This window comes from Staphylococcus sp. Y174-1 (assembly GCF_049897865.1).
Classification (GTDB): Bacteria; Bacillota; Bacilli; order Staphylococcales; family Staphylococcaceae; genus Staphylococcus; species Staphylococcus saprophyticus.
Map to the genome: position 1 here is coordinate 93784 of NZ_JAFCXB010000001.1, position 23666 is coordinate 117449.

19 protein-coding genes are annotated in these 23666 nt (G+C 33.2%); 9 read left to right on the forward strand and 10 right to left on the reverse strand.

Features of this window, described 5'->3' with window-relative positions:
* Positions 1-288: 288 nt before the first annotated feature.
* Both ACP7BT_RS00620 and ccpA read left to right on the forward strand, forming a co-directional pair.
* Complete coding sequence (locus ACP7BT_RS00620) at positions 289-1380, forward strand: bifunctional 3-deoxy-7-phosphoheptulonate synthase/chorismate mutase (protein WP_002483006.1); 1092 nt, start codon at positions 289-291, stop codon at positions 1378-1380.
* Between the two features lie 311 nt (positions 1381-1691).
* Complete coding sequence (ccpA, locus tag ACP7BT_RS00625) at positions 1692-2681, forward strand: catabolite control protein A (protein WP_041080020.1); 990 nt, start codon at positions 1692-1694, stop codon at positions 2679-2681.
* Between the two features lie 296 nt (positions 2682-2977).
* On the opposite strand, the gene ACP7BT_RS00630 is transcribed toward ccpA, so the two are convergent.
* A complete protein-coding gene (locus tag ACP7BT_RS00630) occupies positions 2978-4135 on the reverse strand; it encodes an acetoin utilization protein AcuC (RefSeq protein ID WP_011302874.1) in 1158 nt (385 codons plus the stop codon).
* 13 nt (positions 4136-4148) lie between these two features.
* Positions 4149-4781: an N-acetyltransferase gene (locus ACP7BT_RS00635; protein ID WP_426303708.1), complete on the reverse strand. Its 633-nt coding sequence runs from the start codon at positions 4779-4781 to the stop codon at positions 4149-4151.
* A gap of 179 nt (positions 4782-4960) precedes the next feature.
* On the opposite strand from ACP7BT_RS00635, the gene acsA reads away from it, so the two are divergent.
* Both acsA and ACP7BT_RS00645 read left to right on the forward strand, forming a co-directional pair.
* Positions 4961-6670 carry an acetate--CoA ligase gene (acsA, locus tag ACP7BT_RS00640; protein WP_002483010.1) on the forward strand — a complete coding sequence of 570 codons (1710 nt, stop codon included), beginning with the start codon at positions 4961-4963 and terminating at the stop codon, positions 6668-6670.
* Positions 6671-7266: 596 nt separating this feature from the next.
* Positions 7267-8934: a formate--tetrahydrofolate ligase gene (locus tag ACP7BT_RS00645; protein ID WP_069822064.1), complete on the forward strand. Its 1668-nt coding sequence runs from the start codon at positions 7267-7269 to the stop codon at positions 8932-8934.
* Positions 8935-9171: 237 nt separating this feature from the next.
* Here ACP7BT_RS00645 and ACP7BT_RS00650 read toward each other — a convergent pair whose 3' ends face one another.
* The gene (locus ACP7BT_RS00650) at positions 9172-10083 is read right to left on the reverse strand and encodes a biosynthetic peptidoglycan transglycosylase (protein WP_011302878.1); all 912 of its coding nucleotides are present in this window, start codon (positions 10081-10083) and stop codon (positions 9172-9174) included.
* A gap of 405 nt (positions 10084-10488) precedes the next feature.
* Between ACP7BT_RS00650 and tyrS the strand changes: the two genes are divergently transcribed.
* Positions 10489-11751 (forward strand): tyrosine--tRNA ligase, encoded by a 1263-nt coding sequence (gene tyrS / locus ACP7BT_RS00655; protein WP_041080019.1) that lies wholly within the window; start codon positions 10489-10491, stop codon positions 11749-11751.
* A gap of 289 nt (positions 11752-12040) precedes the next feature.
* Here tyrS and ACP7BT_RS00660 read toward each other — a convergent pair whose 3' ends face one another.
* On the reverse strand, positions 12041-13315 hold the full coding sequence (locus ACP7BT_RS00660) for a S1C family serine protease (RefSeq protein ID WP_002483014.1): 1275 nt from the start codon (positions 13313-13315) through the stop codon (positions 12041-12043).
* Between the two features lie 166 nt (positions 13316-13481).
* On the opposite strand from ACP7BT_RS00660, the gene ACP7BT_RS00665 reads away from it, so the two are divergent.
* From ACP7BT_RS00665 to ACP7BT_RS00675, 3 genes are all read left to right on the forward strand, one after another.
* Positions 13482-14105: a lysophospholipid acyltransferase family protein gene (locus ACP7BT_RS00665; protein ID WP_041080017.1), complete on the forward strand. Its 624-nt coding sequence runs from the start codon at positions 13482-13484 to the stop codon at positions 14103-14105.
* A gap of 176 nt (positions 14106-14281) precedes the next feature.
* On the forward strand, positions 14282-15766 hold the full coding sequence (gene nagE / locus ACP7BT_RS00670) for an N-acetylglucosamine-specific PTS transporter subunit IIBC (protein ID WP_041080016.1): 1485 nt from the start codon (positions 14282-14284) through the stop codon (positions 15764-15766).
* Positions 15767-15980: 214 nt separating this feature from the next.
* Complete coding sequence (locus ACP7BT_RS00675; RefSeq protein ID WP_002483017.1) at positions 15981-17102, forward strand: HAD family hydrolase; 1122 nt, start codon at positions 15981-15983, stop codon at positions 17100-17102.
* Between the two features lie 84 nt (positions 17103-17186).
* Here ACP7BT_RS00675 and serA read toward each other — a convergent pair whose 3' ends face one another.
* The 3 genes from serA to ACP7BT_RS00690 all read right to left on the reverse strand — a co-directional run bounded on the left by serA (position 17187) and on the right by ACP7BT_RS00690 (position 20562).
* Positions 17187-18803, reverse strand: coding sequence for a phosphoglycerate dehydrogenase (gene serA / locus ACP7BT_RS00680; protein ID WP_041080015.1), 1617 nt, complete (start codon positions 18801-18803; stop codon positions 17187-17189).
* Positions 18796-19956 (reverse strand): pyridoxal-phosphate-dependent aminotransferase family protein, encoded by a 1161-nt coding sequence (locus tag ACP7BT_RS00685; protein ID WP_426303709.1) that lies wholly within the window; start codon positions 19954-19956, stop codon positions 18796-18798. Before ACP7BT_RS00685 ends, serA begins: the two co-directional genes overlap by 8 nt.
* Before the next feature lie 165 nt (positions 19957-20121).
* Positions 20122-20562 (reverse strand): SACOL1771 family peroxiredoxin, encoded by a 441-nt coding sequence (locus ACP7BT_RS00690; protein WP_041080013.1) that lies wholly within the window; start codon positions 20560-20562, stop codon positions 20122-20124.
* Positions 20563-20638: 76 nt separating this feature from the next.
* On the opposite strand from ACP7BT_RS00690, the gene ACP7BT_RS00695 reads away from it, so the two are divergent.
* Positions 20639-21385 (forward strand): glycerophosphodiester phosphodiesterase, encoded by a 747-nt coding sequence (locus ACP7BT_RS00695; RefSeq protein WP_041080012.1) that lies wholly within the window; start codon positions 20639-20641, stop codon positions 21383-21385.
* A gap of 246 nt (positions 21386-21631) precedes the next feature.
* Here ACP7BT_RS00695 and ACP7BT_RS00700 read toward each other — a convergent pair whose 3' ends face one another.
* The 3 genes from ACP7BT_RS00700 to ACP7BT_RS00710 all read right to left on the reverse strand — a co-directional run bounded on the left by ACP7BT_RS00700 (position 21632) and on the right by ACP7BT_RS00710 (position 23637).
* A complete protein-coding gene (locus tag ACP7BT_RS00700; protein WP_426303710.1) occupies positions 21632-22159 on the reverse strand; it encodes a GNAT family N-acetyltransferase in 528 nt (175 codons plus the stop codon).
* Positions 22160-22314: 155 nt separating this feature from the next.
* On the reverse strand, positions 22315-22917 hold the full coding sequence (rpsD, locus tag ACP7BT_RS00705; protein WP_002483023.1) for a 30S ribosomal protein S4: 603 nt from the start codon (positions 22915-22917) through the stop codon (positions 22315-22317).
* Between the two features lie 255 nt (positions 22918-23172).
* Positions 23173-23637 carry a GAF domain-containing protein gene (locus ACP7BT_RS00710; RefSeq protein ID WP_011302889.1) on the reverse strand — a complete coding sequence of 155 codons (465 nt, stop codon included), beginning with the start codon at positions 23635-23637 and terminating at the stop codon, positions 23173-23175.
* Positions 23638-23666 lie beyond the last annotated feature (29 nt).

The following is a 23666-nucleotide window of genomic DNA, read 5'->3' on the forward strand; positions in this document are numbered from 1 at the left end:
TATCGTTGATTAAATATGACATGTCTTATGAATTTGAAGCATATCATGAACAAGGAATTTGTAAATTTATCTATAAAATTTATAAAAAAGAAGTAATAGTGTAAAATATAACTAGCAAATGACTGAAAATTTAGTTATCATTAATGTTATTCACTTTTTAAGTGAATTTTTAATAATCCTTACTTGAACTTATAAGGAGTTATTGTTAGAATAACCTTTAACATATATTTTATCGCTTTAAAGCAGAATAAAATATTGGTTTTAAAATTTTTCATAGAGGTGAATAAAATGGCAGACAAATTACAAGAATACAGAGATGAGATAGTTGAAATTAATGAAAAAATCTTAGGTCTTTTATCTAAAAGAGGTAAGATAGCACAAAAGATTGGTGAAGAAAAACGCAAACAAGGTACACTTGTTTACGACCCACAACGCGAAAAAGAAATGATTAATCAGTTATTAGATCAAAATGAAGGTCCATTTAATGACAATGTGATTAAACAACTATTCAAAGAAATTTTTAAAGCCTCTACTGATTTACAAAAATCTGAAAATGAAAAACATTTATATGTGTCGAGAAAATTAAAACCAGAAGATACAATCGTTCAATTTGACAACGGAGGCATCATTGGAGACGGCAACAAATCATTTGTATTTGGTCCATGTTCAGTTGAATCACAGGAACAAGTCGATGCAGTCGCAGCTAATTTACAAGCGAGAGGTGAGAAATTCATTAGAGGTGGCGCATTTAAACCTCGTACATCACCGTATGATTTCCAAGGCTTAGGTGTCGAAGGGCTTAAAATACTTAAAAATACGAAAGATAAATATGGTTTAAACGTTGTAAGTGAAATTGTAAACCCAGCAGACTTTGAAGTTGCTGATCAATATTTAGATGTATTCCAAATTGGTGCACGTAATATGCAAAACTTTGAATTATTAAAAGAAGCTGGTCGTTCAAATAAACCTGTATTATTAAAACGTGGTTTATCAGCAACGATTGAAGAATTTATTTTTGCAGCTGAATATATCGCATCACAAGGTAATGAAAATATCATTTTATGTGAACGTGGTATCCGTACTTATGAAAAAGCAACTAGAAACACGTTAGATATTTCTGCAGTGCCAATTTTAAAACAAGGCACACACTTACCAGTTATGGTAGATGTTACACATAGCACTGGTCGTAAAGATATCATGCTACCTACTGCAAAAGCAGGATTAGCTGTTGGTGCAGATGGTATTATGGCTGAGGTTCACCCTGATCCATCTGTAGCATTAAGTGATAGTGGACAACAAATGGATTTCAATGAATTTGATGCGTTCTATAAAGAACTTAAACCATTAGCTGATATGTATAATAATAAACAACTTAAATAAAGTATTACGTTAATTAAAATGAATGCCTTATAATCCTAACTATTTAGTTAGTATGGATTATAAGGTTTTTTATTTTAAAAACATTTATTAATAATTGGTTTATTTTTAATAAAAAGCGTATGAAATGACGTATCATTCATTAAGTTATAAAAATCGATTAAAGATAAATAGACGTTCATATCATATGAATTGAATTATTTATGAATTTTAAAAACAAAATGATTTTACAATGAGCAAAAATATGGTAAACTTTGAAAATGTTATGAAAACAAGTTACAATGATAAAGAAATCGCTTTCAAGGAGGAAAAATATGACTGTAACAATATATGATGTAGCTCGTGAAGCTCGCGTTTCTATGGCAACTGTATCACGTGTTGTCAATGGAAATCAGAATGTTAAGCCGGAAACACGTGATAAGGTTAACGATGTTATCAAAAAATTAAATTATCGTCCGAATGCAGTGGCAAGAGGATTAGCAAGTAAACGTACAACAACAGTTGGCGTAATCATACCAGATATTTCAAATGTTTATTATTCACAATTGGCTCGTGGATTAGAAGATATTGCAACAATGTATAAATATCATTCTATTATTTCTAATTCAGATAACGATCCAAATAAAGAAAAAGAAATTTTCAATAATCTACTTAGTAAACAAGTAGATGGTATTATCTTCTTAGGTGGTACTATTTCAGAAGAAATTAAAGAACTTATTAATAAATCATCTGTTCCAGTTGTTGTTTCAGGAACAAATGGTAAAGATGAAGGTATTTCATCAGTTAATATTGATTTCAAAACAGCAGCAAAAGAAATTACTACTGAATTGATTGAAAAAGGTGCTAAAACATTTGCGTTTGTCGGTGGCGATTATTCCAAAAAAGCACAAGAAGATGTATTGACTGGGCTAAAAGAGGTTTTAGATTCAAATCATCTTGAATTAAAAAATGAACTTATTTTTAATGGCAATGAAACTTACAAAGATGGGCTACGCGCATTTGAATCATTAAAATCTGGAAAACCAGAAGCGATTTTGTCAATCAGTGATGAACAAGCTATTGGTCTTGTACATGCAGCACAAGATGAAGGTGTGAACGTTCCAGAGGATGTACAAATCATTAGTTTTAACAACACAAGATTAGTTGAGATGGTAAGACCACAACTTTCAAGTGTTATTCAACCTTTATATGACATTGGTGCAGTAGGTATGAGATTATTAACTAAATATATGAATGAAGAAGAAATTGATGAACCGAATGTTATTCTTCCACATAGAATTGAATATAGAGGGACGACGAAATAAATCGTCAATGCGTTTTAAAGCAAATATATAAATTAAAGCCTACACAAATTATTGTGTAGGCTTTAATTTATACTCTGAGCTAGTACATATTGAAGATGAGCTTTTTTGTATTTATTATATTTTGAAAGGTCATGTATATCTGGGATACGGTGTGAACATGTATTTTTCACCCATAGTAGGGTGATGAATCTAAGCTTAACAGTAAATGCTTCTAAAATTTTTAACATACAATGTTTTAGGCGGATTTCTTCAAAATGACCAAGTTGTTCAAATTATTATTTTAACTATAAATCTTACTATTTAAACCAACTAATTACCTGTTGTGCATGTTTTAAATTGGTAGCTGTAATTTCTTCCTCTCTAGGTATATCGATGTAATTTTCTTTATCATCCTGCCAGTGCTTTGGTAAAGTACAGGTAGCATAAGGTTGCCATTTTTCAAGCCATTGTGATGGTAATTGACCTTGTGGTGGTGGTGCTTCTATAAGCGCTAGGAATACGTGTGACCAAGCTCTTGGCACTACTTTCCAAATGTTATAACCGCCACCGCCAAACATCATGACTTTGCCATTTGTATATGTATCAGCCAAAGATTTAATGATATAAGGAATTTGGTAAAGTGTGTTTAATGTACAACTCATGTGTGTTAGTGGGTCCAAATAATGCACATCCACACCATGAACACTAACAATGATATCTGGTTTGAAAGAAGCAATAATAGGTTCAATCGTTTGCTTAAATACCTCTAAATAAGAGCTATCTTCTGTGTATGGTTCTAAAGGAATATTAACTGTATAGCCGAAACCTTGCTCATTACCACGTTCTGTGTAATGTCCAGATCCAGGAAATAGAAATTTGCCTGTTTCATGGATCGAATAAATTAAAGCTTGGTCTTCAGTGTAAAAACTCCACTGTGTACCATCACCATGATGTGCATCTGTGTCTATACATAATACACGTTGATTATAGTGTTTAATCAAGTAAGCAATAGTGATAGCCACATCGTTATATATACAAAATCCATTTGCACGACCTGGTAGACTATGATGTAAGCCACCTCCGAGATGACAACCATTTTTAACGCTTTTATCCATGATAGCATCAGCTAAATTTAACGCACCACCAACAATTCTAGCGCTATGTTGGTGCATCCGTCTAAATTGCAATGTATCATCACCATCTAAGCCATATTTTTTAGCTTCTTGTAAATTTAAAATACCATGGGACGCACGTCTAATGGCTTGTATATAGTCATAAGAATGTATTAGTGATAATTCCTCATCTGTTGCGATTCTCGGTGTTATGATGTGTTCAGGCTTTAAACTGCCTAGATCTAACAATAATTCTGTAGTTAGTTTTAATCTCATTTGATTAAAAGGATGATCATTGCTGAAACGATATTGAAGTAATTCATTTGCGTATACATAGCCCGTAGTTTGTTGCATATTACTCATAAATTTCTCCCCTTTAAAAGAAAAAGCGATTCATAAATCTGATATTATCAAATTCTTGTAATTGATTGATTGAAATACGTAAACCAATTCTTGCCATTAAACAATTTGCAGGATGACTTGTAATTTCAGGGTCATCAGTAGCAAAAATTTCAAGGCCCCCATAACCCATTAGTTTTTGCATTAGTTTTTTATATTCATATACGTCGAGACCAGAATTTTTTAAATCCCAGTGCCAGTAATATTCTGTAGTTAATACGATATAATCTTCATATTCATCTGCTTTTAAGCTTAATTTGATAAGTTCACTTCCTAAATGTAAATGTCGATAAGGCAAACTGATTTCAATAGCACCAAGTTCGATTAAATAATCTAGATTGCCACTAGACCAACGTTCGAGTGGATCTGGATAGTGATAAGTCACATAACCGATGATATGTTGTGCTTCATGTAAGACATAGATACGACCTTCTTCTAGTTCACTGATTTCTTTTATTGCCTCAAATTGATCTTTAGGTGGTCGAAATGCATATAAACCATCATCAAACGTCATCGTATCGAGTGAAGAAAGTGGTACAGGACCTTCTATTATAAAATCACCTTCATTTAAGTGATAGGTTTGAGATTGATATGTTTTGATATGTTTCATTTTTTCACTCCAAACTACCGCATATAATATAGTCAACAAGTTTGTTATCTACATTATAAGTTAAAAAGAGGAAAAATAACATATAAATAAATACGCTTACACTTATTATTTTGAAAATTCCGATAACATTCGTTATAATAATTTTTAAGCAATCGATTTCATTCAGAGGGGGATTTAAAATGAAAGTAGAAGTTTATAAAGGTGAAAGTGGAGATTTTAACCTTCAAGACTATGAAAAAGAATACAATCATTTTAACTGGAAAGATGTAGAAAAATCATTTTCATGGTACGAATCTGGCAATGTTAATATGGCACATGAATGTATAGATCGTCATGTGGACGAAGGCAAAGGGGATAAAATTGCCTTACATTATAAAGATGATAAACGTAAAGAAAGTTATACTTTTGAAGAAATGAAAATCAATTCAAATAAAGCTGCGAATGTTTTAAAAGAAAAAGCAAATGTTGAAAAAGGAGATCGTGTTTTTGTATTTATGCCGAGAACACCTGAACTCTATTTTGCGTTGTTTGGAACTTTGAAAATAGGTGCAATTGTTGGACCTCTATTTGAAGCATTTATGGAAAAAGCGGTTGGAGATCGTTTACAAAATAGTGAAGCAAAAGTAATTATTACAACGAATGCGTTACTTCCTAGAATTCCTAAAGAAAATCTACCTCATTTAGAAACAATTGTTGTCGTAGACGAAGTCGTTGATGAAAACTATGTCGATTTTAATAGTGAATTCCAACAAGCAAGTGAGTCATTTGATACGGAATGGTTAACAATGGATGACGGTTTGATACTTCACTATACTTCTGGTTCTACCGGACAACCTAAAGGTGTTTTACATGCACAAAGAGCAATGCTCTTACATTATATATCAGGTAAGTATGTATTAGATTTTAAAGAGGATGATGTTTATTGGTGTACTGCAGATCCTGGTTGGGTCACAGGAACATCATATGGTATCTTTAGTCCTTGGTTAAGTGGTGTAACAAACTGTATTGCTGGTGGAAGATTTTCACCAGAGGCTTGGTACAGTATGATTGAAGAATTTAAAGTTACCATTTGGTATACAGCACCTACAGCACTTAGAATGTTAATGAGTGCAGGGGATGATGTAGTTGAAAAATATGATCTTTCTTCAATCAAGAGTATTTTATCTGTTGGCGAACCTTTAAATCCAGAGGTCATTAAATGGGCAAAAGATGTCTTTGGCAAACGTGTACTCGATACGTGGTGGATGACAGAAACTGGTGGTCATATGATCGTCAATTATCCTTCTATGGATGTAAAATTAGGCTCAATGGGTAAACCTTTACCAGGGATAGAAGCAGCAATCATTGATGATCAAGGTAATGAATTACCAGCGAATCGTATGGGTAATCTAGCGATTAAAAAAGGTTGGCCATCTATGATGGTGTCCATTTGGAAAAATCCAGAGAAATATGATTCTTATTTCATTGGAGATTGGTATGTATCAGGCGACTCTGCATATAAAGATGAAGATGGCTATTATTGGTTCCAAGGCCGTGTTGATGATGTGATTATGACAGCTGGTGAACGTGTTGGCCCATTTGAAGTTGAGTCTAAATTGGTTGAACATGAAGCAGTAGCTGAAGCGGGTGTAATTGGTAAGCCAGATCCAGTTCGTGGTGAAATTATCAAAGCATTTGTGGCGTTACGACCTGATTATCAAGAATCAGATGAACTTAAAAAAGAAATTCGTAAGTTTGTAAAAGAAGGCTTAGCGGCACATGCTGCACCAAGAGAAATCGAATTTAAAGAAAAATTACCAAAAACACGTTCAGGTAAAATCATGCGTCGCGTATTAAAAGCATGGGAATTAGATCTGCCAGAAGGCGATTTAAGTACTATGGAAGACTAGTATAAACGATAAAAGACGAGTTGAATTTACATGCTAAAGTGAAATCATATTTAATTTATTATCGTAGCTATCAAATACAATTGTATAAATGATTAAAATGAAACAAAAGCTATATCCTTAAACATTTAAAGGGTATAGCTTTTATTAATTTAAAATAATAACAACTTAGCAATATTTAGCCTATTAACAATAAATCGTTAATTGATTCAAGATAGTGATTTAAAGTAATTAGCACTGCAATTTAAAATTTTTAGTTTCTTCATTTACATAAATGGAAGTACTGAAAAAATTTATAGAAAGCAGATGTATTAAGCATTATGATAAACTACGATATATAAGTAAAGTAAGTTACCATGATTAATGAATTAAAACTCATAGCGACATATGGTGTAATAGTACAATATAAGTATATGTTTTTAGTTTAAATTTACAATTTTACACATATAAATTTGAAAGCGCTATCTCTGTTTGTCGACAATGCTATTTAAGTTGGTTAAAATTAACTATGTAAGGAATTATTTTTTATCAGTAGTATATATCACTAACATATAAAGATTATTGATTTAAAAATTTATTTTAAGAAGGGGCGAATGAATTTGGCACATTTATCTGATTTAGATATTGCAAATCAATCAACATTAAAACCGATAGGAGAAATTGCTGAGAAGGCGGGAATTCCTTCAGATGCACTAGAACCTTATGGACATTATAAAGCGAAGATTGATATTAATCAGGTTCAACAGAATAATGGCAAAGGTAAAGTAGTGTTAGTTACTGCTATGAGTCCTACGCCTGCTGGTGAAGGTAAATCAACTGTTACGGTTGGTTTAGCAGATGCATTCAATCAACTTAAGAAAAAAGTAATGGTCGCACTTCGTGAACCAGCATTAGGGCCAACATTTGGTATCAAAGGTGGTGCCACTGGTGGTGGTTATGCACAAGTATTACCTATGGAAGACATTAATTTACACTTTAATGGTGACTTCCATGCGATTACTACAGCGAATAACGCATTATCTGCATTTATCGATAATCACATTCATCAGGGAAATGAATTGGAGATTGATCAAAGACGTATCGAGTGGAAACGTGTATTAGATATGAATGACCGTGCGTTACGTAATGTGATTGTTGGACTAGGTGGTCCTACACAAGGTGTACCACGTGAAGATGGTTTCAATATCACGGTCGCTTCAGAAATAATGGCCATTTTATGCCTAGCTAACGACATAAACGACTTAAAATCTAAAATAAGTAATATTACAATCGGTTATACACCTAGTCGTAAGCCAGTAACCGTTGCTGACCTAAAAGTTGAAGGTGCGTTAGCGATGATTTTAAAAGATGCGATTAAACCGAACTTGGTACAAACAATTGAGGGAACACCTGCATTAGTACATGGTGGCCCATTTGCCAACATTGCACATGGTTGTAATTCAATCTTAGCTACAGAGACAGCTAGAGATTTAGCAGATATTGTAGTTACAGAGGCTGGCTTTGGATCTGACTTAGGTGCAGAAAAATTCATTGATATCAAAGCGCGTGAAGCAGGTTTTGAACCATCTGCCGTAGTTGTCGTTGCAACAATTCGTGCTATTAAAATGCATGGTGGTGTAGCTAAAGATAACTTAAAAGAAGAGAACGTAGACGCATTAAAACAAGGTATCGTAAACTTAGAACGCCATGTGAAAAACGTTAAAAAATATGGCTTAGAACCGGTAGTTGCATTAAATGCGTTTGTACATGATACAGAAGCAGAAACTGAATTTGTTGAACAGTGGGCCAAAGAAAATGGCGTGCGTTTAGCTCTAACAGAAGTTTGGGAAAAAGGCTGTAAAGGTGGTATCGATTTAGCTAACAAAGTCTTAGAAGTCATCGATCAACCACAAGATTTCAAACATTTATATGAATTAGAACAACCGTTAGAAGATAAAATTGAAACCATTGTAAAAGAAATTTATGGTGGTGCCAAAGTTGCATTTAGTAGTAAAGCTCAGAAACAATTAAAACAATTTAAAGAAAATGGTTGGGATAACTATCCTATTTGTATGGCTAAGACACAATATTCATTTACGGATGATGCTACAGAGTTAGGTGCACCAGAGGGTTTTGAAATTACTATTCGTGAATTAGAAGCAAAAACAGGTGCAGGATTTATTGTTGCTTTAACAGGTGCAATTATGACAATGCCAGGTTTACCTAAAAAACCAGCAGCATTAAATATGGATGTTACAGATGATGGACATGCAGTAGGTTTATTCTAATAGTTTAACGGCACAATGAAATGTTGTTAACAGACATTTTTATTAACTATAATGGCAATCTAATGTGCTCGCGCATTAGGTTGCTTTCTTAATTTATTGTCTATACGCTTACGATGTTAAAAGTCACATACTACTTTAAAATTTCGTAGGCATAGATATGACTCTAATCTAAAACTATAAAAAATCGCTATGAAATAATTAACTGACACAGATTATTTTATAGCGATTTTTATGTATTTATTTTGTCATTAAATGCTTTTTGATATCAAATTTTTCTGATTGATTAAATTCATGCTGTGTTATTTTCTTTTCAACTAACATACGTTTTAATACATAATGTTGTCTATTGATGCCTATTTGAATTTGATCATCTGGTTTGAGGACACCATCTTCTTGATAAGGTGTGTAATAATAAGGACTTTGTAATAAACCAATGAGGTATGCAGATTCAGCAATATTAACTTCTGAAGGTGGCTTTCCAAACAAACTATAGGAAGCTGATGAAATACCAGATATATTAGCTCCATTATAATCACGACCAAAAGGTACAATGTTTAAATATGTATATATAATTTCATCTTTTGTTAGTAAGTTTTCAGCGCGCATAGACAACACAAGCTCATTTGCTTTTCGATCATAAGTTTTTTCGTTGGTTAAGACTTGATTCTTTACTAATTGTTGAGTAATTGTACTGCCGCCCGTTGCTGCATCGGTATTAAATAAATCCTGTCCAACTGCTCGCAGTAATGCTTTAGGTAAAATACCATTATGTCTATAAAATAAGCTATCTTCGGAAGCTGTTAATGCTTTAATTATATTTTTATTAACATTTTTAGGACCCACTATTAATGGGTTTAATGATTGGTTATATTCGGAAAGGATATGTTGATTACTATAGTTAATATCCTGAGTACCGGGAATATTAAGCAATTTCAATCTTAGTGTATTATCAGATATGTGTTCTGATTCTTTAGTGATGCTTTGAAAATAAAATACAGTAATGGCTAATAGTATGATTAAGGTACATGTAAGAATCGTAAAAAAACCAATAAAAATATGTTTGAGTTTTTTGTAAATGATTTCAAATTTTTCATACTTTGATATTTGCGGTTGATGTTGTAAATTATTTTCAACTTTTTGGTGCGTCATATGTTGCCTCCTTATTTAAGCAACATTATAACACAATTTATGTTATTGACTTTTAAATTATAGTTAATTATAATAAGTATCAATTCGATATCGTTTTTGGATAGAGGAGAAGTAGCGTTTTGTGTAAACTAAAGAGAGTTAGTGGTTGCTGTGAACTAATGTTACATAATTTGTGAATACACCTTAAGTTTTTAATGAATCCAAACGTTTTAGTTAATGAACGTATCATTAATAAAGTTATTTGACTTAAAGTATGGTGGTACCGTGCGCATGCGCCCTTACATTAATTTGTAAGGGCGTTTTTCTATTTTTTTAGAAATCTATATATGTTGCAATTTAACACATACTACTTAACTCGAACTTTTATTCAAAGCGATATCTTAATTAATACAGGAGGTTGATACAATGACAAACGCACTATTAGAAGATTTAAAATGGAGAGGTTTAATCTATCAACAAACAGATGAGTCTGGAATAGAAAACATCTTGAACAAAGAGCAAGTGACATTATATTGTGGTGCAGATCCAACAGCAGATAGTTTGCATATCGGTCATTTATTACCATTTTTAACACTACGCCGCTTTCAAGAGCATGGACATCGCCCACTTGTATTAATTGGTGGTGGGACAGGTATGATTGGCGATCCTTCTGGTAAATCTGAAGAACGTACTTTACAAACTGAAGCACAGGTCGAAACAAACGTACAAGGTATCTATAAACAAATGCATAAAATATTTGAATTTGATACTGAAAAAGGTGCAAAACTTGTTAATAATAAAGATTGGTTAGGACAAATTTCTTTAATCGACTTTTTACGTGATTATGGTAAACATGTAGGTGTGAATTACATGTTAGGTAAAGATTCTATTCAAACACGATTAGAGCACGGTATTTCTTATACTGAATTCACATATACAATTTTACAAGCGATTGATTTTGGTCATCTTAATAGAACGTACAATTGTAAGGTACAAGTAGGTGGCTCAGATCAATGGGGTAACATTACAAGTGGTATAGAGTTAATGCGTCGCATGTACGGTCAAACAGAGGCTTATGGGCTTACTATTCCTTTAGTAGTAAAATCAGACGGCAAAAAGTTTGGTAAAACTGAAGGGGGCGCTGTTTGGTTAGATGCAGCAAAAACCAGTCCTTATGAATTTTACCAATTCTGGATTAACACGACAGATGATGATGTTATTAAATTCTTGAAATACTTCACTTTCTTAGAACAAGAAGAAATTGAAGCTTTAGAAAAATCATTAAATGAAGCACCACATTTACGTGAAGCGCAAAAGGCTTTAGCAGAAAATGTTACGCGTTTTATACATGGTCAAGATGCATTAGATGACGCTATTCGTATTTCACAAGCGCTATTTGCTGGTGATTTACAATCACTATCTGCCTCAGAATTAAAAGAAGGCTTTAAAGATGTACCTCAAGTAGAATTAAGTAGTGAAACTAGAAATATTGTTGAAATCATTGTTGAGACTGGTATTTCATCTTCTAAACGCCAAGCACGAGAAGATGTAAACAATGGTGCTATCTATATTAATGGTATCAGACAGCAAGATGTAAATTATGAACTTACAAATGAAGATAAAATCGAAAATGAATTCACGATTATTCGCCGTGGTAAGAAAAAATACTTTATGGTTAATTACAAATAACATATTTAAACATGATCGCCATCCTTTGAATGAATGTTTCAAGGGATGGCGATCTTTTCTATTGAGTAGTAGACGAATGAATGGAAAAAGTAAAGTTTCACTGTTTTAAAGAACTACTAATTCATATGAATGTGAAAGTAGTTTTAAAAAGCAGTGCTAAAAATAGTTTGATAGTACGATAGATTTTTAAGATTTAGTATCCAATATATAAAGAAGAGTCTGAGACATTCATGGATGTCCCAGACTTAAAACCAATATGAAATATTAACTTAAATAGCTTACCTTATATTTAGTTAAAAGGTGACGAACTTTCACTTTCAGAACTATCATTGTTATTCGATGATTTTTGTTCTTTTAATGTTACTTTTATATTTTGTTCTTTACCATTACGTTCTACAGTTAAATTCACTGTATCACCTGGTTTTTTATTTGCATAAAGATAGGAGCGAACATCTGTATCTTCTTTCACTTTTTTGTCATCAATTTGTGTAATGATGTCTCCTTCTTTAAGACCATTGTTTCCTTCAACTTTAGCGATATATACGCCATCTTTACGTGACGTTTTCAGTTGGTCTTTATACTGTTCTGGAATTTCACTTACGTTGAGTAAACCAATGCCGATAGAAGGACGTTCTATTTTACCATTTTCTACAAGTTCTTTAATGGTTACTTTTACTTCGTTACTAGGTATTGCAAAGCCGATACCTTCAACTTGTTCACTTGCAATCTTCATCGAATTAATACCAACAAGGTTACCGTTGATATCTACCAATGCACCACCTGAATTACCAGGGTTAATTGCCGCATCAGTTTGAAGTACATTTACTTTATTAGATCCAGCGGATGTTTGTGTGTCAATCGTACGTTCACTCGCAGAGATAATGCCTGATGTTACAGAATTAGCAAACTCTAAGCCTAAAGGGTTACCCATCGCAAAAACACTATCTCCGGTTTTTACTTTTGAAGAATTAGCAAAGTCAATGGCTTTGGTACCTTTGCTATCATTTATTTTGAGTACGGCCATATCTGTTAACGCATCTTTACCGATTAATTTAGCATCGACTTGTTTAGAATTATGCAATTGTACTTTAATCTCACTCGCACCATCAATGACATGGTTATTGGTTACAATATAAGCAGAACCATTATTTTTTTGATAAATGACACCTGAGCCAACGCCAGCTTCTTGTGATTTATTTGATTTACCTTTTAAAAGGTCATCTAAATTTTGTGCTTTCTGCATATTGATTACACCAACAATAGCAGGGGAGACGTCATTAATCATTTGATTAACTGAATCATATTTATCGCTTTTACCATCTAAGGTATTTCCACCGCTATTATGATTAGAAGCTTCGTTCACATCGGAACCACCATTATCAAGTACCGTGCTTTCCATAAGTCTTCCCACTCCTAGAACAATTAAGGCACCGATAATGCCTGCAACTAAGGCAACAATTATGGTTTTAAACCACGGGAATTTAGGTTTGAATCTCTTTTTTGATGGCTGAGTCGTTTGTGTTGGTTGCTGATTTGTATTATTTTCATTGTTAAATTCTGACATATACTACCTCCGATAATTACTCTATATCCTATTATGAAAGTTTTATACAACTTTTTCTAGTATATCACTATACGACTTTAGACTGAAATATAAATCTCCTTGTTCATAATAAGACTAAATGATAAAATCAATAAGTAAATATTAGCAAAACGAAGTAGGTGCGAAGATGTATAAATTTATAAGTGGTCTATTGGAATTGATCATACTGAAAATAAGTAAATCATTAGAAGTTCAAGGAAAAGAAAATATTCCGCAACTTCATAGATATGTTGTGACATGTACTCATGAAAGCTATAATGAAGTGATTATGTTAGGAACTGCAATTTATCCAAATCAAATTCATTATATGGCGAAGAAAGAATTGTTTAATAACAAATGGTTTGGCAAGTTTTTATCTTCTCTTAATGCGTTTCCAGTCGATAGAGAAAATCCGGGACCGAGTACACTAAAAAAACCCATTAAGTTATTAAAAGAAAATAAAACAGTTGGTATTTTTCCAACAGGGCATCGTATGAAATATGATGAAGGTGCACCAATGAAAAGGGGTGCAGTAACGATTGCTTTAATGGCGCAAGCCCCAATATTACCAGCAGCATATGTGGGTCCTAAAAAGATCAAAGGTTTAGTTACTGGGAAAGCCATTATTAAATTTGGTGAACCGATTGAAACTAAAAATTTACCAAAAACAATGAAACGTAATGAAAAACTAGAATATTTAACAAAAGAATTAGAAAGAAAAACAATACAATTACAATCGGAATTAAATGAATATGTAAAAAATAATAATTAATATTCAATGTTTTTGAAATAGTAAGACTATTATATTTTTATACGTAATTTTTAAATTATGTGTTATTATGTAATTGTACAATGACAGCGAGTAAATCGTTTACATACACCACGTGGACTATATTGTGCATGTGGTGTTTTTTATATGTAATTAACTATTTGAAATGGGGAATTGTTATGTTTAGTTTCTTTCAAAGACTAGGTAGATCTCTTATGCTACCGGTTGCAGTTTTACCAGCAGCTGCAATCATAATAGGTATCGGTAACGCATTATTGGCATTGGGGATATTACCGACAGTAGCTGCATTCTTTTCTTCTGCAGGTTCTACGATACTTGAGCAACTTGGTATCCTCTTTGCTATTGGGGTAGCATTAGGTATGGCTAAGAAAAATGATGGGGCTGTAGCACTTGCGGCAGCTGTAGGTTTCTTTTTAACGACAGTAGTATTGAGTCCAGAAAAATTGGCGCCGTTACTGGGGGTTAAAGAGACGGGTGTGGATGCAGCATTTGAACAAATGAATAATTCAAATGTTTTTATCGGCTTAATTATAGGTTTAATTGCAGCATATACCTACAATAAATTCAGTAAAACAGAATTACCAACAGCTTTATCCTTCTTTAGTGGTAAGCGATTAGTACCGATTTTAACAGCTTTTTTTAGTATTATTTTGGCTGTAATCATGTTATTTGTTTGGCCGTTCATTTTTTCAGCAATCGTTATATTTGGGACATGGATTTTAGACTTAGGCCCTGTAGGTGCATTCTTGTATGGTTTCTTCAACCGTTTGTTAATTCCGACAGGTTTACATCACGCTTTAAACTCAGTATTTTGGTTTGATTTAGCAGGTATAAATGATATTGCAAAATTCCAAACTGGCGATGGTGCAGTTCATGGTGTTACAGGACGATACATGGCTGGGTTTTTCCCAGTTATGATGTTTGGTATTCCAGCAGCAGCTTTAGCTATGTATCATACTGCAGAATCAAAACAGAAAAAACGTGTATATGGTTTAATGTTTGGTGGCGCAATTTCAGCATTTTTTGTAGGTGTTACCGAACCTATTGAATTTTCATTTATGTTTGTTGCACCAATACTTTTTGTTATCCATGCATTATTAACGGGTTTATCTATGTTTATAGCAGCACTATTTCACTGGACAGCTGGATTTTCATTTAGTGCAGGATTAATTGACTATGTCTTGTCATTAATCAATCCAGTATCTAATCAACCTTATATGCTACTTGTACAAGGCTTAGTATTCTTTGTTATTTATTATGTTGTATTTAGACTTGCTATAAAAGTACTGAAATTAAACACACCAGGACGTGGCGATAATTTACTTCCTGATCCAACATCAGATGAAGCTACAACAGCTGATGTTGATGAAAATGAAACACAAACTAAATCGACAAATAAATATTCGCAACCAGCTAAACAAATTTTAGAAGGTCTTGGCGGCAAGGAAAATATTATGTCATTAACAAACTGTGCAACACGTTTACGAATGGAATTGCATGATAATAGCGCAATTGATGAAGCTAAAATTAAAGGCGCAGGTGCTGTAGGTGTTACACAAAGTGGTAAACATAATACACAGGTCATTATTGGTACGCAGGTACAGCAAATCGCTGATGAAATAGAAGTACAAATGGAAAATTAAATATAATGCTTGATAAGTCTGAGACATCCATCATTGTCTCAGACTTTTTAAACGCTTCATTATTGGAAAAGGAAAAAATTAAATAATTTAAAAATTTTATCTTTGACCGCTTTTATTTTCACATGATTTATCTTGAAAATACATTGCTCTTTTCATAGTAAGATAGTACGATATACTAGTATCAGAATTTTCTGATTAAAGGAGAGTTGGTATAATGAAGTCGGTATTATTTGATGTTGATGGTGTTTTTTTAAGTGAAGAAAGGTGTTTTGATGTATCTGCACTAACTGTTTATGAAATCCTGATGAGTGAGTCATACATAGGTTTAGATACAACTGTACAGTTTGAAAATTTAAGTGATGCAAAAATCTCTGAAATAAGAGATATTGTTTTTTATCATGATGAAATATTAACTAAATTAAAATCGTTAGGCTTAAATTCCAATTGGGATATGTTGTTTGTCGTTTTGGCAATCCATTTTATTGAAATTTGTAAGACATTGCCTTCTGAAGATGTCAATCGCGTGCTCGATTCTAATCAATTTGGACAAGAGACGTTTCAGTGGATAGGTGAAAAAATTGAAAATGTTTCTTTAGATTTTACATTGCCACTATCATTCCTAGATGGTGTAACAGCAGGTAAGGAAAATATTTATCAAGATTTAATACATTATGCGAGTGAACAATTAAATACGACAAAAACAGCCGTATTTGAACTGAAAAGTCCGTTCTGGATGCTTGCACAAGAAGTTTATCAAGAATGGTATTTAGGACATCAACTTTTCAACGAGGTAGAAAAGAAAGAAAATCGGTCTGACTTTAAACATGGCTATATATATAATGAAGTCGTGTTACGACCTGTATCAGAGATTAAGCAATTATTAGCAGATTTAAAGTCGGCAAATTATCATATTGCCATAGCAACTGGCAGACCGAGAACTGAAACAATAGTGCCTTTTGAAACAATAGGTATTAAGTCTTACTTTGATGAAGTACATATTGTAACTGCCAGTGAAGTTTTAATTGCAGAAGATTTATATCCAGAATTAAAGCCACTAGGTAAGCCTAATCCATTTAGCTATTTAGCGACATTGGAAGGGAACCATCAAGATAAATATAGACACTATGCTACTAATCAAGAAAATCGTGTAGACAAAGATGAAGTCTTTGTTGTTGGCGATTCTTTAGCAGATTTATTGAGTGCGAAAAAGATAGGAGCAACATTTATCGGACCGTTAACAGGTTTGAAAGGTATACATGCACGTGATGAATTAGTAGATTATGGTGCTGATTATATTGTCGATCATGTAGGTGAGATTAGAAATATTTTATTGTAAAAATAACCTGTTACAATCGTATATTAGACAAAAAAGCAGCTTAACCCTTCGCTTTATAAGGATTAAGCTGCTTTTATTATTTATTTAAATAATATAATTTGCATCTGGTTCTATTTCAAGTTCAACGCTTCTAATTAAATTGAAACCTTCAATTTCATATAAGCCATCTATAACATCATCAGTAACTGGATGATCAATGGATAAGATCATCAATGCGTTACCACCTTGATTAATACGACCAAGGTGCATAGAAGCAATATTAATGCCATATTCCCCTAGAATTTGACCAGTACGGCCTACAATACCTGGTCTATCATTATGATTGATGATAAGCTGATGGCGCTCTGGTTTAAAGTCAACGGGATAGTCATTGATTCTTACTATTCTAGGACCGTATCCATTTAATACTGTAGCACCTATTTTAATTTGTGTATCTTTGTTAATAAGGGTTAATTCAATATAGTTACTAAACCCACGATGTTTTGCATTTTTTTCAATATTATAAGACACACCTTGTTCATTAAGAAGTACGAGTGCATTAATTAAGTTTACACGTTCTGCTAGATCTTGTTTTAATACACCTGATACGAGCGTACGCGTAAGTAAACTTGTGTCATCCAGAGCAATGTCGCCTTCATATTTAATATGCAATTCACGGGGTGCTTTTTCAAGCAATTGTATACCAACTTCACCGGTAAGTTGACTTAATTCAATATATGGTTTTAATTCATCATTAATTTCACTATAAGTCATTTTCGGTGCATTAATCGCATTGAATACATTACCATTTTCAAATATATCAACAATTTCATTTGCTACTGATACTGCAACTTTTTCTTGTGCCTCCACAGTTGAAGCTCCAAGGTGTGGCGTTACAATAATTTTTTCATGATTTACAAGAGGGGATTCCGTTGCTGGCTCACTTTCAAATACGTCTATTGCCGCACTTTGTATTTGATTTTGATTAAGCGCATCAACCAAAGCGGCTTCATCAATAATACCACCACGTGCTACATTTATAATTTGCAAATTTGGTTTAGCTTTCTCGAAAAATGCTTTACCTACAATGCCTTTTGTTTTTGGTGTAAGTGGCGTGTGAACTGTAACGAAATCTGATTGCTCTGCAATCTCTTCAACAGTAGCTCGAGTGACATTCAATTCTTTCGCTTTATCTTCAGAAAGATAAGGATCAAATGCTAAAATGTGCATCCCAAAGCTTTGTGCACGTTTAGCGACACCCAAACCAATTCTACCGGCACCAATGACGCCAAGCGTTTTATTGTAAAGTTCAGTTCCGCGATATGTCTTACGATCCCACTTGCCATCTTTCAACGATTGATGTGCCTGAGGAATATTACGAGCCATGGATAAAATCATTGCCATTGAATGTTCTGTTGCAGAAATTGTATTACCATCAGGTGCGTTAATAACAATCACACCATGTTTTGTCGCTGCATCGACATCGATGTTATCTACACCAACACCGGCTCTCGCAATCACTTTTAAATTTGGGGCAGCTTCAATGATTGCCTCAGTTACTTGCGTTTGACTACGAACGATAAGTGCTTGATAATCTGCAATTTGATTAATAAGTTCTGCTTCATCTAACTCTGTATCGATGACAACTTCAAAATCATTGTGATCGATTAAGCTTTTTAAACCTTCTGGTGAGATTGGATCTGATACTAAAATTTTATACATATGCTTTGATAACCTCCGTATACTGAGTAATGGCTGTGCCAATATAAGATTGATTTCTATATTCTGTTAAGAGAATTTCTAAAGCTGATACGACTTGTAATATATCGAAAGGTGAGATTTGCCCCATATGACCAATGCGTAAAATTTCTCCTTTTAAATGGCCTTGACCGCCTGCAATGGTGATGGCGAAACGTTTTTTTAGTTCTGTTTTAATATAATCTAATTCTTCTTTTGAATTCGGTATAAAGGCAGTAACGGTAGGAGAAGCATAAGCTTCGTCTACAAGAAGATTTAAATCCAAAGCGGTTAACGCTTGTCTTAACGCATCGCGAATAGCGTAATGACGACGTATAACTTGTTCAAATCCTTCTTCATTTACTAATTGTGCATAAGCATTGACCCCTCTAAACAATGAAACATTCGGCGTAAAGGGTGTTGAATGTTCAGCTTGTGATTTTAGATATTTATTTAAATCTAAATAGAAACGTGGTGTAGTGACCTCGGCAAATCTAGCTTTCGCACGATCATTATATGCGACAAATGCCAATCCTGGTGGTAACATAATTGCTTTTTGACTTCCTGAAATAAGTATATCAATTTGATCTCGTTCTAAATCCACATCAACAGCACCAATACAGCTTACACCGTCGACAACGTAAAAAATGGATGGATCATAATTTTTTAAAGCATGACCTAATTCATTTACAGGATGTAAGACGGCGGTTGATGTTTCACAATATTGACTGTAGACAGCTGTGACTTGTCTATTCAAAGATTTTAAGAAATCTATAAAATCGGGTACATTGACAGCTTTACCCCATTCGACTTCAAAAATATGTACATTTTTATAATAGGATTCAGCAATTTGTTTAAAGCGATTACCGAATGCACCGGAAACAATAATCACAATATCATCTTCTGGGTTAGCTAGGTTTAGCATACTTGCTTCAAGAGAACTTGTACCGCTTGAAGTTAAGATGATAACATCGTTTTTAGCACCAAAGATAGGTTTTAGTGCGCGAAATGCTTCCTCCGCTATTGATTCAAAATCACTTGATCGGTGTCCAACCATAGGTAATTGTGTTGCGTGTAATATTTGTTCTGGTACTGGTGTAGGTCCTGGTGTAAGTAACAATGGATGATAATATTTCATGACTAATTCCCCCAATGCTTAAGATTGTACAAGTTTAGCAAATTTTCAGAAAATAAAAAAGCTTTTAGTTAGAAAAAAGGGCGAAATAGAATCAATCTAAAAATAATGTAAGGGTATTCATTGTTAATTTAATCATATTCCGCCACATATAAAAAATTTTTGAAATTATTTTATTTTTGGTACTATTTTTACTTCAACGTTTCCCCTCAAGGAATTAGAAATCATGCAATTGTTGTCTGCAACCTTTAACAATTTAGGGAGTTTCTTAGTTAAATTATCTTTTTGTTCTTGAGATATATAAATTTCTGGATAGTGTACGATATTATCCATGCGAAACTTTGCATTTTCAAAAATAGCTGTACCAATCGATGATTGAGCGATTTTAATATCTGTGAAACCAGAACGTTCCAAAACAGCTGCTAATGAAATGATATAGCAAGAAGAAGCAGCAGAAACAAGCAATTCATCTGGATTAGTTCCTGTACCATTACCCCCTAAACCCGATGGTATAGAAATTTGCTCTTCTAAAATATCGCCTTGTAAGTTGCCGACTGTGTCACGACCACCATTCCAATTTGTTTGTACTTTAAATTCATGTTGGACCATATCGATTGACCTCCTGATTAAATGTGATAACTTAAGTTTAGTTGAAATTGAGAGATAAAGAAAGTAGGAGGAAGGTTTGCAAGATAACAAATTTAATCGCCAACAATTTGTATTAGTTGCACATCGCGGATTGGCTACTAAGTATCCAGAAAATACACGCATCGCGTTGGAAGCTGCCTTAACTAGCAATATAGATATGTTGGAAATAGATATACATAGAACAATAGATAATCATCTTGTAGTCATTCATGATAAGACGATAGACCGTACATCTAATGGCAAAGGAAAAGTAAAGGCGTATACATTAGAAGCTTTGCGACAATTTGACTTTGGCATATATAAAGACGAGGCATTTAAAGGGCAAATAATCATGAAGTTAGATGATGTCTTAGCAATGGTTAAAGAAGCCCCTCAAAAATTATTGATAGAACTCAAATACCCTAAATTATATCCAAATATAGAAATAGAACTTCTCAATAAATTGGAGGCATATGAAATGCCTAAAGAAAAGGTGATTATTGAATCATTTGATCAACAAATGATTCAAAAAATACATAACTTAAAGAAGGGGTATAAGTTAGGTATTTTAATTAGTAAGAAAAAATATTGGTACAGGTTACCTAAATTTAAACAAATCAGTAAATACGCACAGTATATCAATCCACAGTTTTCATTAGTGAATGAAAAATTTTTAAAAAGAGCAAATAAGAACGGATTAATGGTGATGCCATATACAGTAAATGACTCTGAAACGGCCAACAGACTCATAACGTTAGGAGTTCATGGGTTAATATCAGATAATCCAGAAACACTTATAAATTAATTTAAAACTGAAATGAAACAGTTTGTATAAAGTTATTTATATTAGTATTAAATTAGACATAAAAGTGGCCGAGACAGCAATGTATGTCTCGGCGCTTTTATGCCTTTGAAAAGGAATAGTAAGATATATGAATGAGCAAAAGAAAAGCTCACCTTCTTTTAATTTTGTGGATACTGGGATATAACAACTATACAGTTGTTATATTAAAAATCATTACTTTTAATGTATATTTTAACTCGTAGCTAACTAACGAATGTGTGATAAATCATTATCATGGTGATTTATCCAGTTCTTTTTTAGTAATCCCATTACAAAACAATCACTGTATTCGCCTCTAGTATAAAAGTGTTCTTGTAAGGTACCTTCAATAGTGAAGTTTTGACTTTTATAAATATGGACAGCTTTTTCATTGCTTACATCTACAAACAAATATATTTTATGTAAATTTAGTACAAGAAATGCATAATCAATGGCCATTTTAAAGGCATTCTTAGCAAAGTCTTTACCACTGAATTTTGGATCAACAATGATTTGAATCTCACAGTTACTATGTATAAAATTAATTTCTACTAATTCTACAACACCAATTCGTATATGGTCGTGTTCGATAATGAATCGGCGTTCTGATTCATCTAAGATATGTTTTTTATATAAAGATTGAAGCTCACTTAATGATTGATAGGGTTCTTCAAACCAATATGACATAATAGAATATTCATTATTTAAGTGATGAACGAAATCTAAATCTGTTTCTTCTAATGCTCTAATAATCAAGATTAACACTCCTCTATACTTATAGCATACGAAATGTCAGAAGGTTTGTAAATTAAGACGTGACATATAATAGGGGTGTATGTCAGTTTGTATTAAAAACCAAAATAAAAAAACCAAGAAATCCGTAAAGGACTTCTTGGTTGAAAAGACAATGTTTATCTTGAGTAGTACTCAACGATAAGTTGTTCATTGATTTCAGCAGGTAATTCACTACGTTCTGGAACGCGGATATATTTACCTTTTAAGTTATCTGCATCAAACTCTAAGTAGTCTGGTACGAAATTGTTAATTTCAACTGATTCAGCAATGATATCTAATTTTAAAGATTTTTCACGAACTGAGATTTCTTGACCAGGTTTTAAAGTGTATGATGGAATATCAACACGTTTGCCATCTACTTCGATGTGACCGTGGTTAACGATTTGACGAGCTTGACGACGTGTACGCGCTAAACCTAATGAATATACAACTGCATCTAAACGAGCAGCTAATAATTGCATGAAGTTTTCACCGTGGACACCATGTTGGTTACCAGCGATTTCGAATGTATTACGGAATTGTCTTTCAGTCATTCCATATAAGTAACGTAATTTTTGTTTTTCACGTAATTGTAATGCATATTCTGATAATTTTTTACGTTGGTTAGGACCGTGTTGACCTGGTGCATAAGGACGTTTTTCTAATTCCTTACCAGTACCACTTAATGAGATACCTAAACGACGTGATTTTTTCCAGTTTGAACCTCTAAATCGAGCCATAATAAGACTCCTCCTTTTTCTCTTTTGTTTGTTATGAAAAAACAAAAAAGAGTGTTGCATGCTTACTTGGATATATTGTTTTATGTGTCCTCGCCTCATAGCAACGGTTACACGGCACGTCCGCGTTGGGAACAACATAGAGCCAACTAATACGCAACTGCTAATTTCGTTTATTCACACAAAGTACATTGTAACATGTTATCGGTTGCTGTCAATAGTCTTTTCGACTTTGTCCATATTCAAGTTGCGATGGAATTATGATATTTGCTTTTCAATACGAGCAACAATTTGTTCTAGGCCATTTTTGTCTACATCAGTAAATCTACTTGTAATAGGCGCATCGATATCTAATACACCAATAATTTGGTTATTTTTACGAAGTGGAACAACAATTTCAGATTTGCTATTCGCATCACAAGCAATGTGACCTGGAAATGCATTCACATCATCTACAAGTTGTGTTTGTTCTTCAGAAACAGCAGTACCGCATACACCTTTGCCGATTGCGATATGAACACATGCAGGATGACCTTGGAATGGCCCTAAAATTAATGCTTCGTTTTCAATAAGATAAAATCCAACCCAGTTAATTTGATCAATCGAATCATTTAGTAGCGCGGATACATTACTCAGTATAGCAATTAAATTCGACTCATCTTCTATTAAACTACTCACTTGTTTTTCCAATAAATTATAGTTTGTTTCTTTAACTTCCGTCATTAGATAACCTCACTTTTTACTTTTCATTT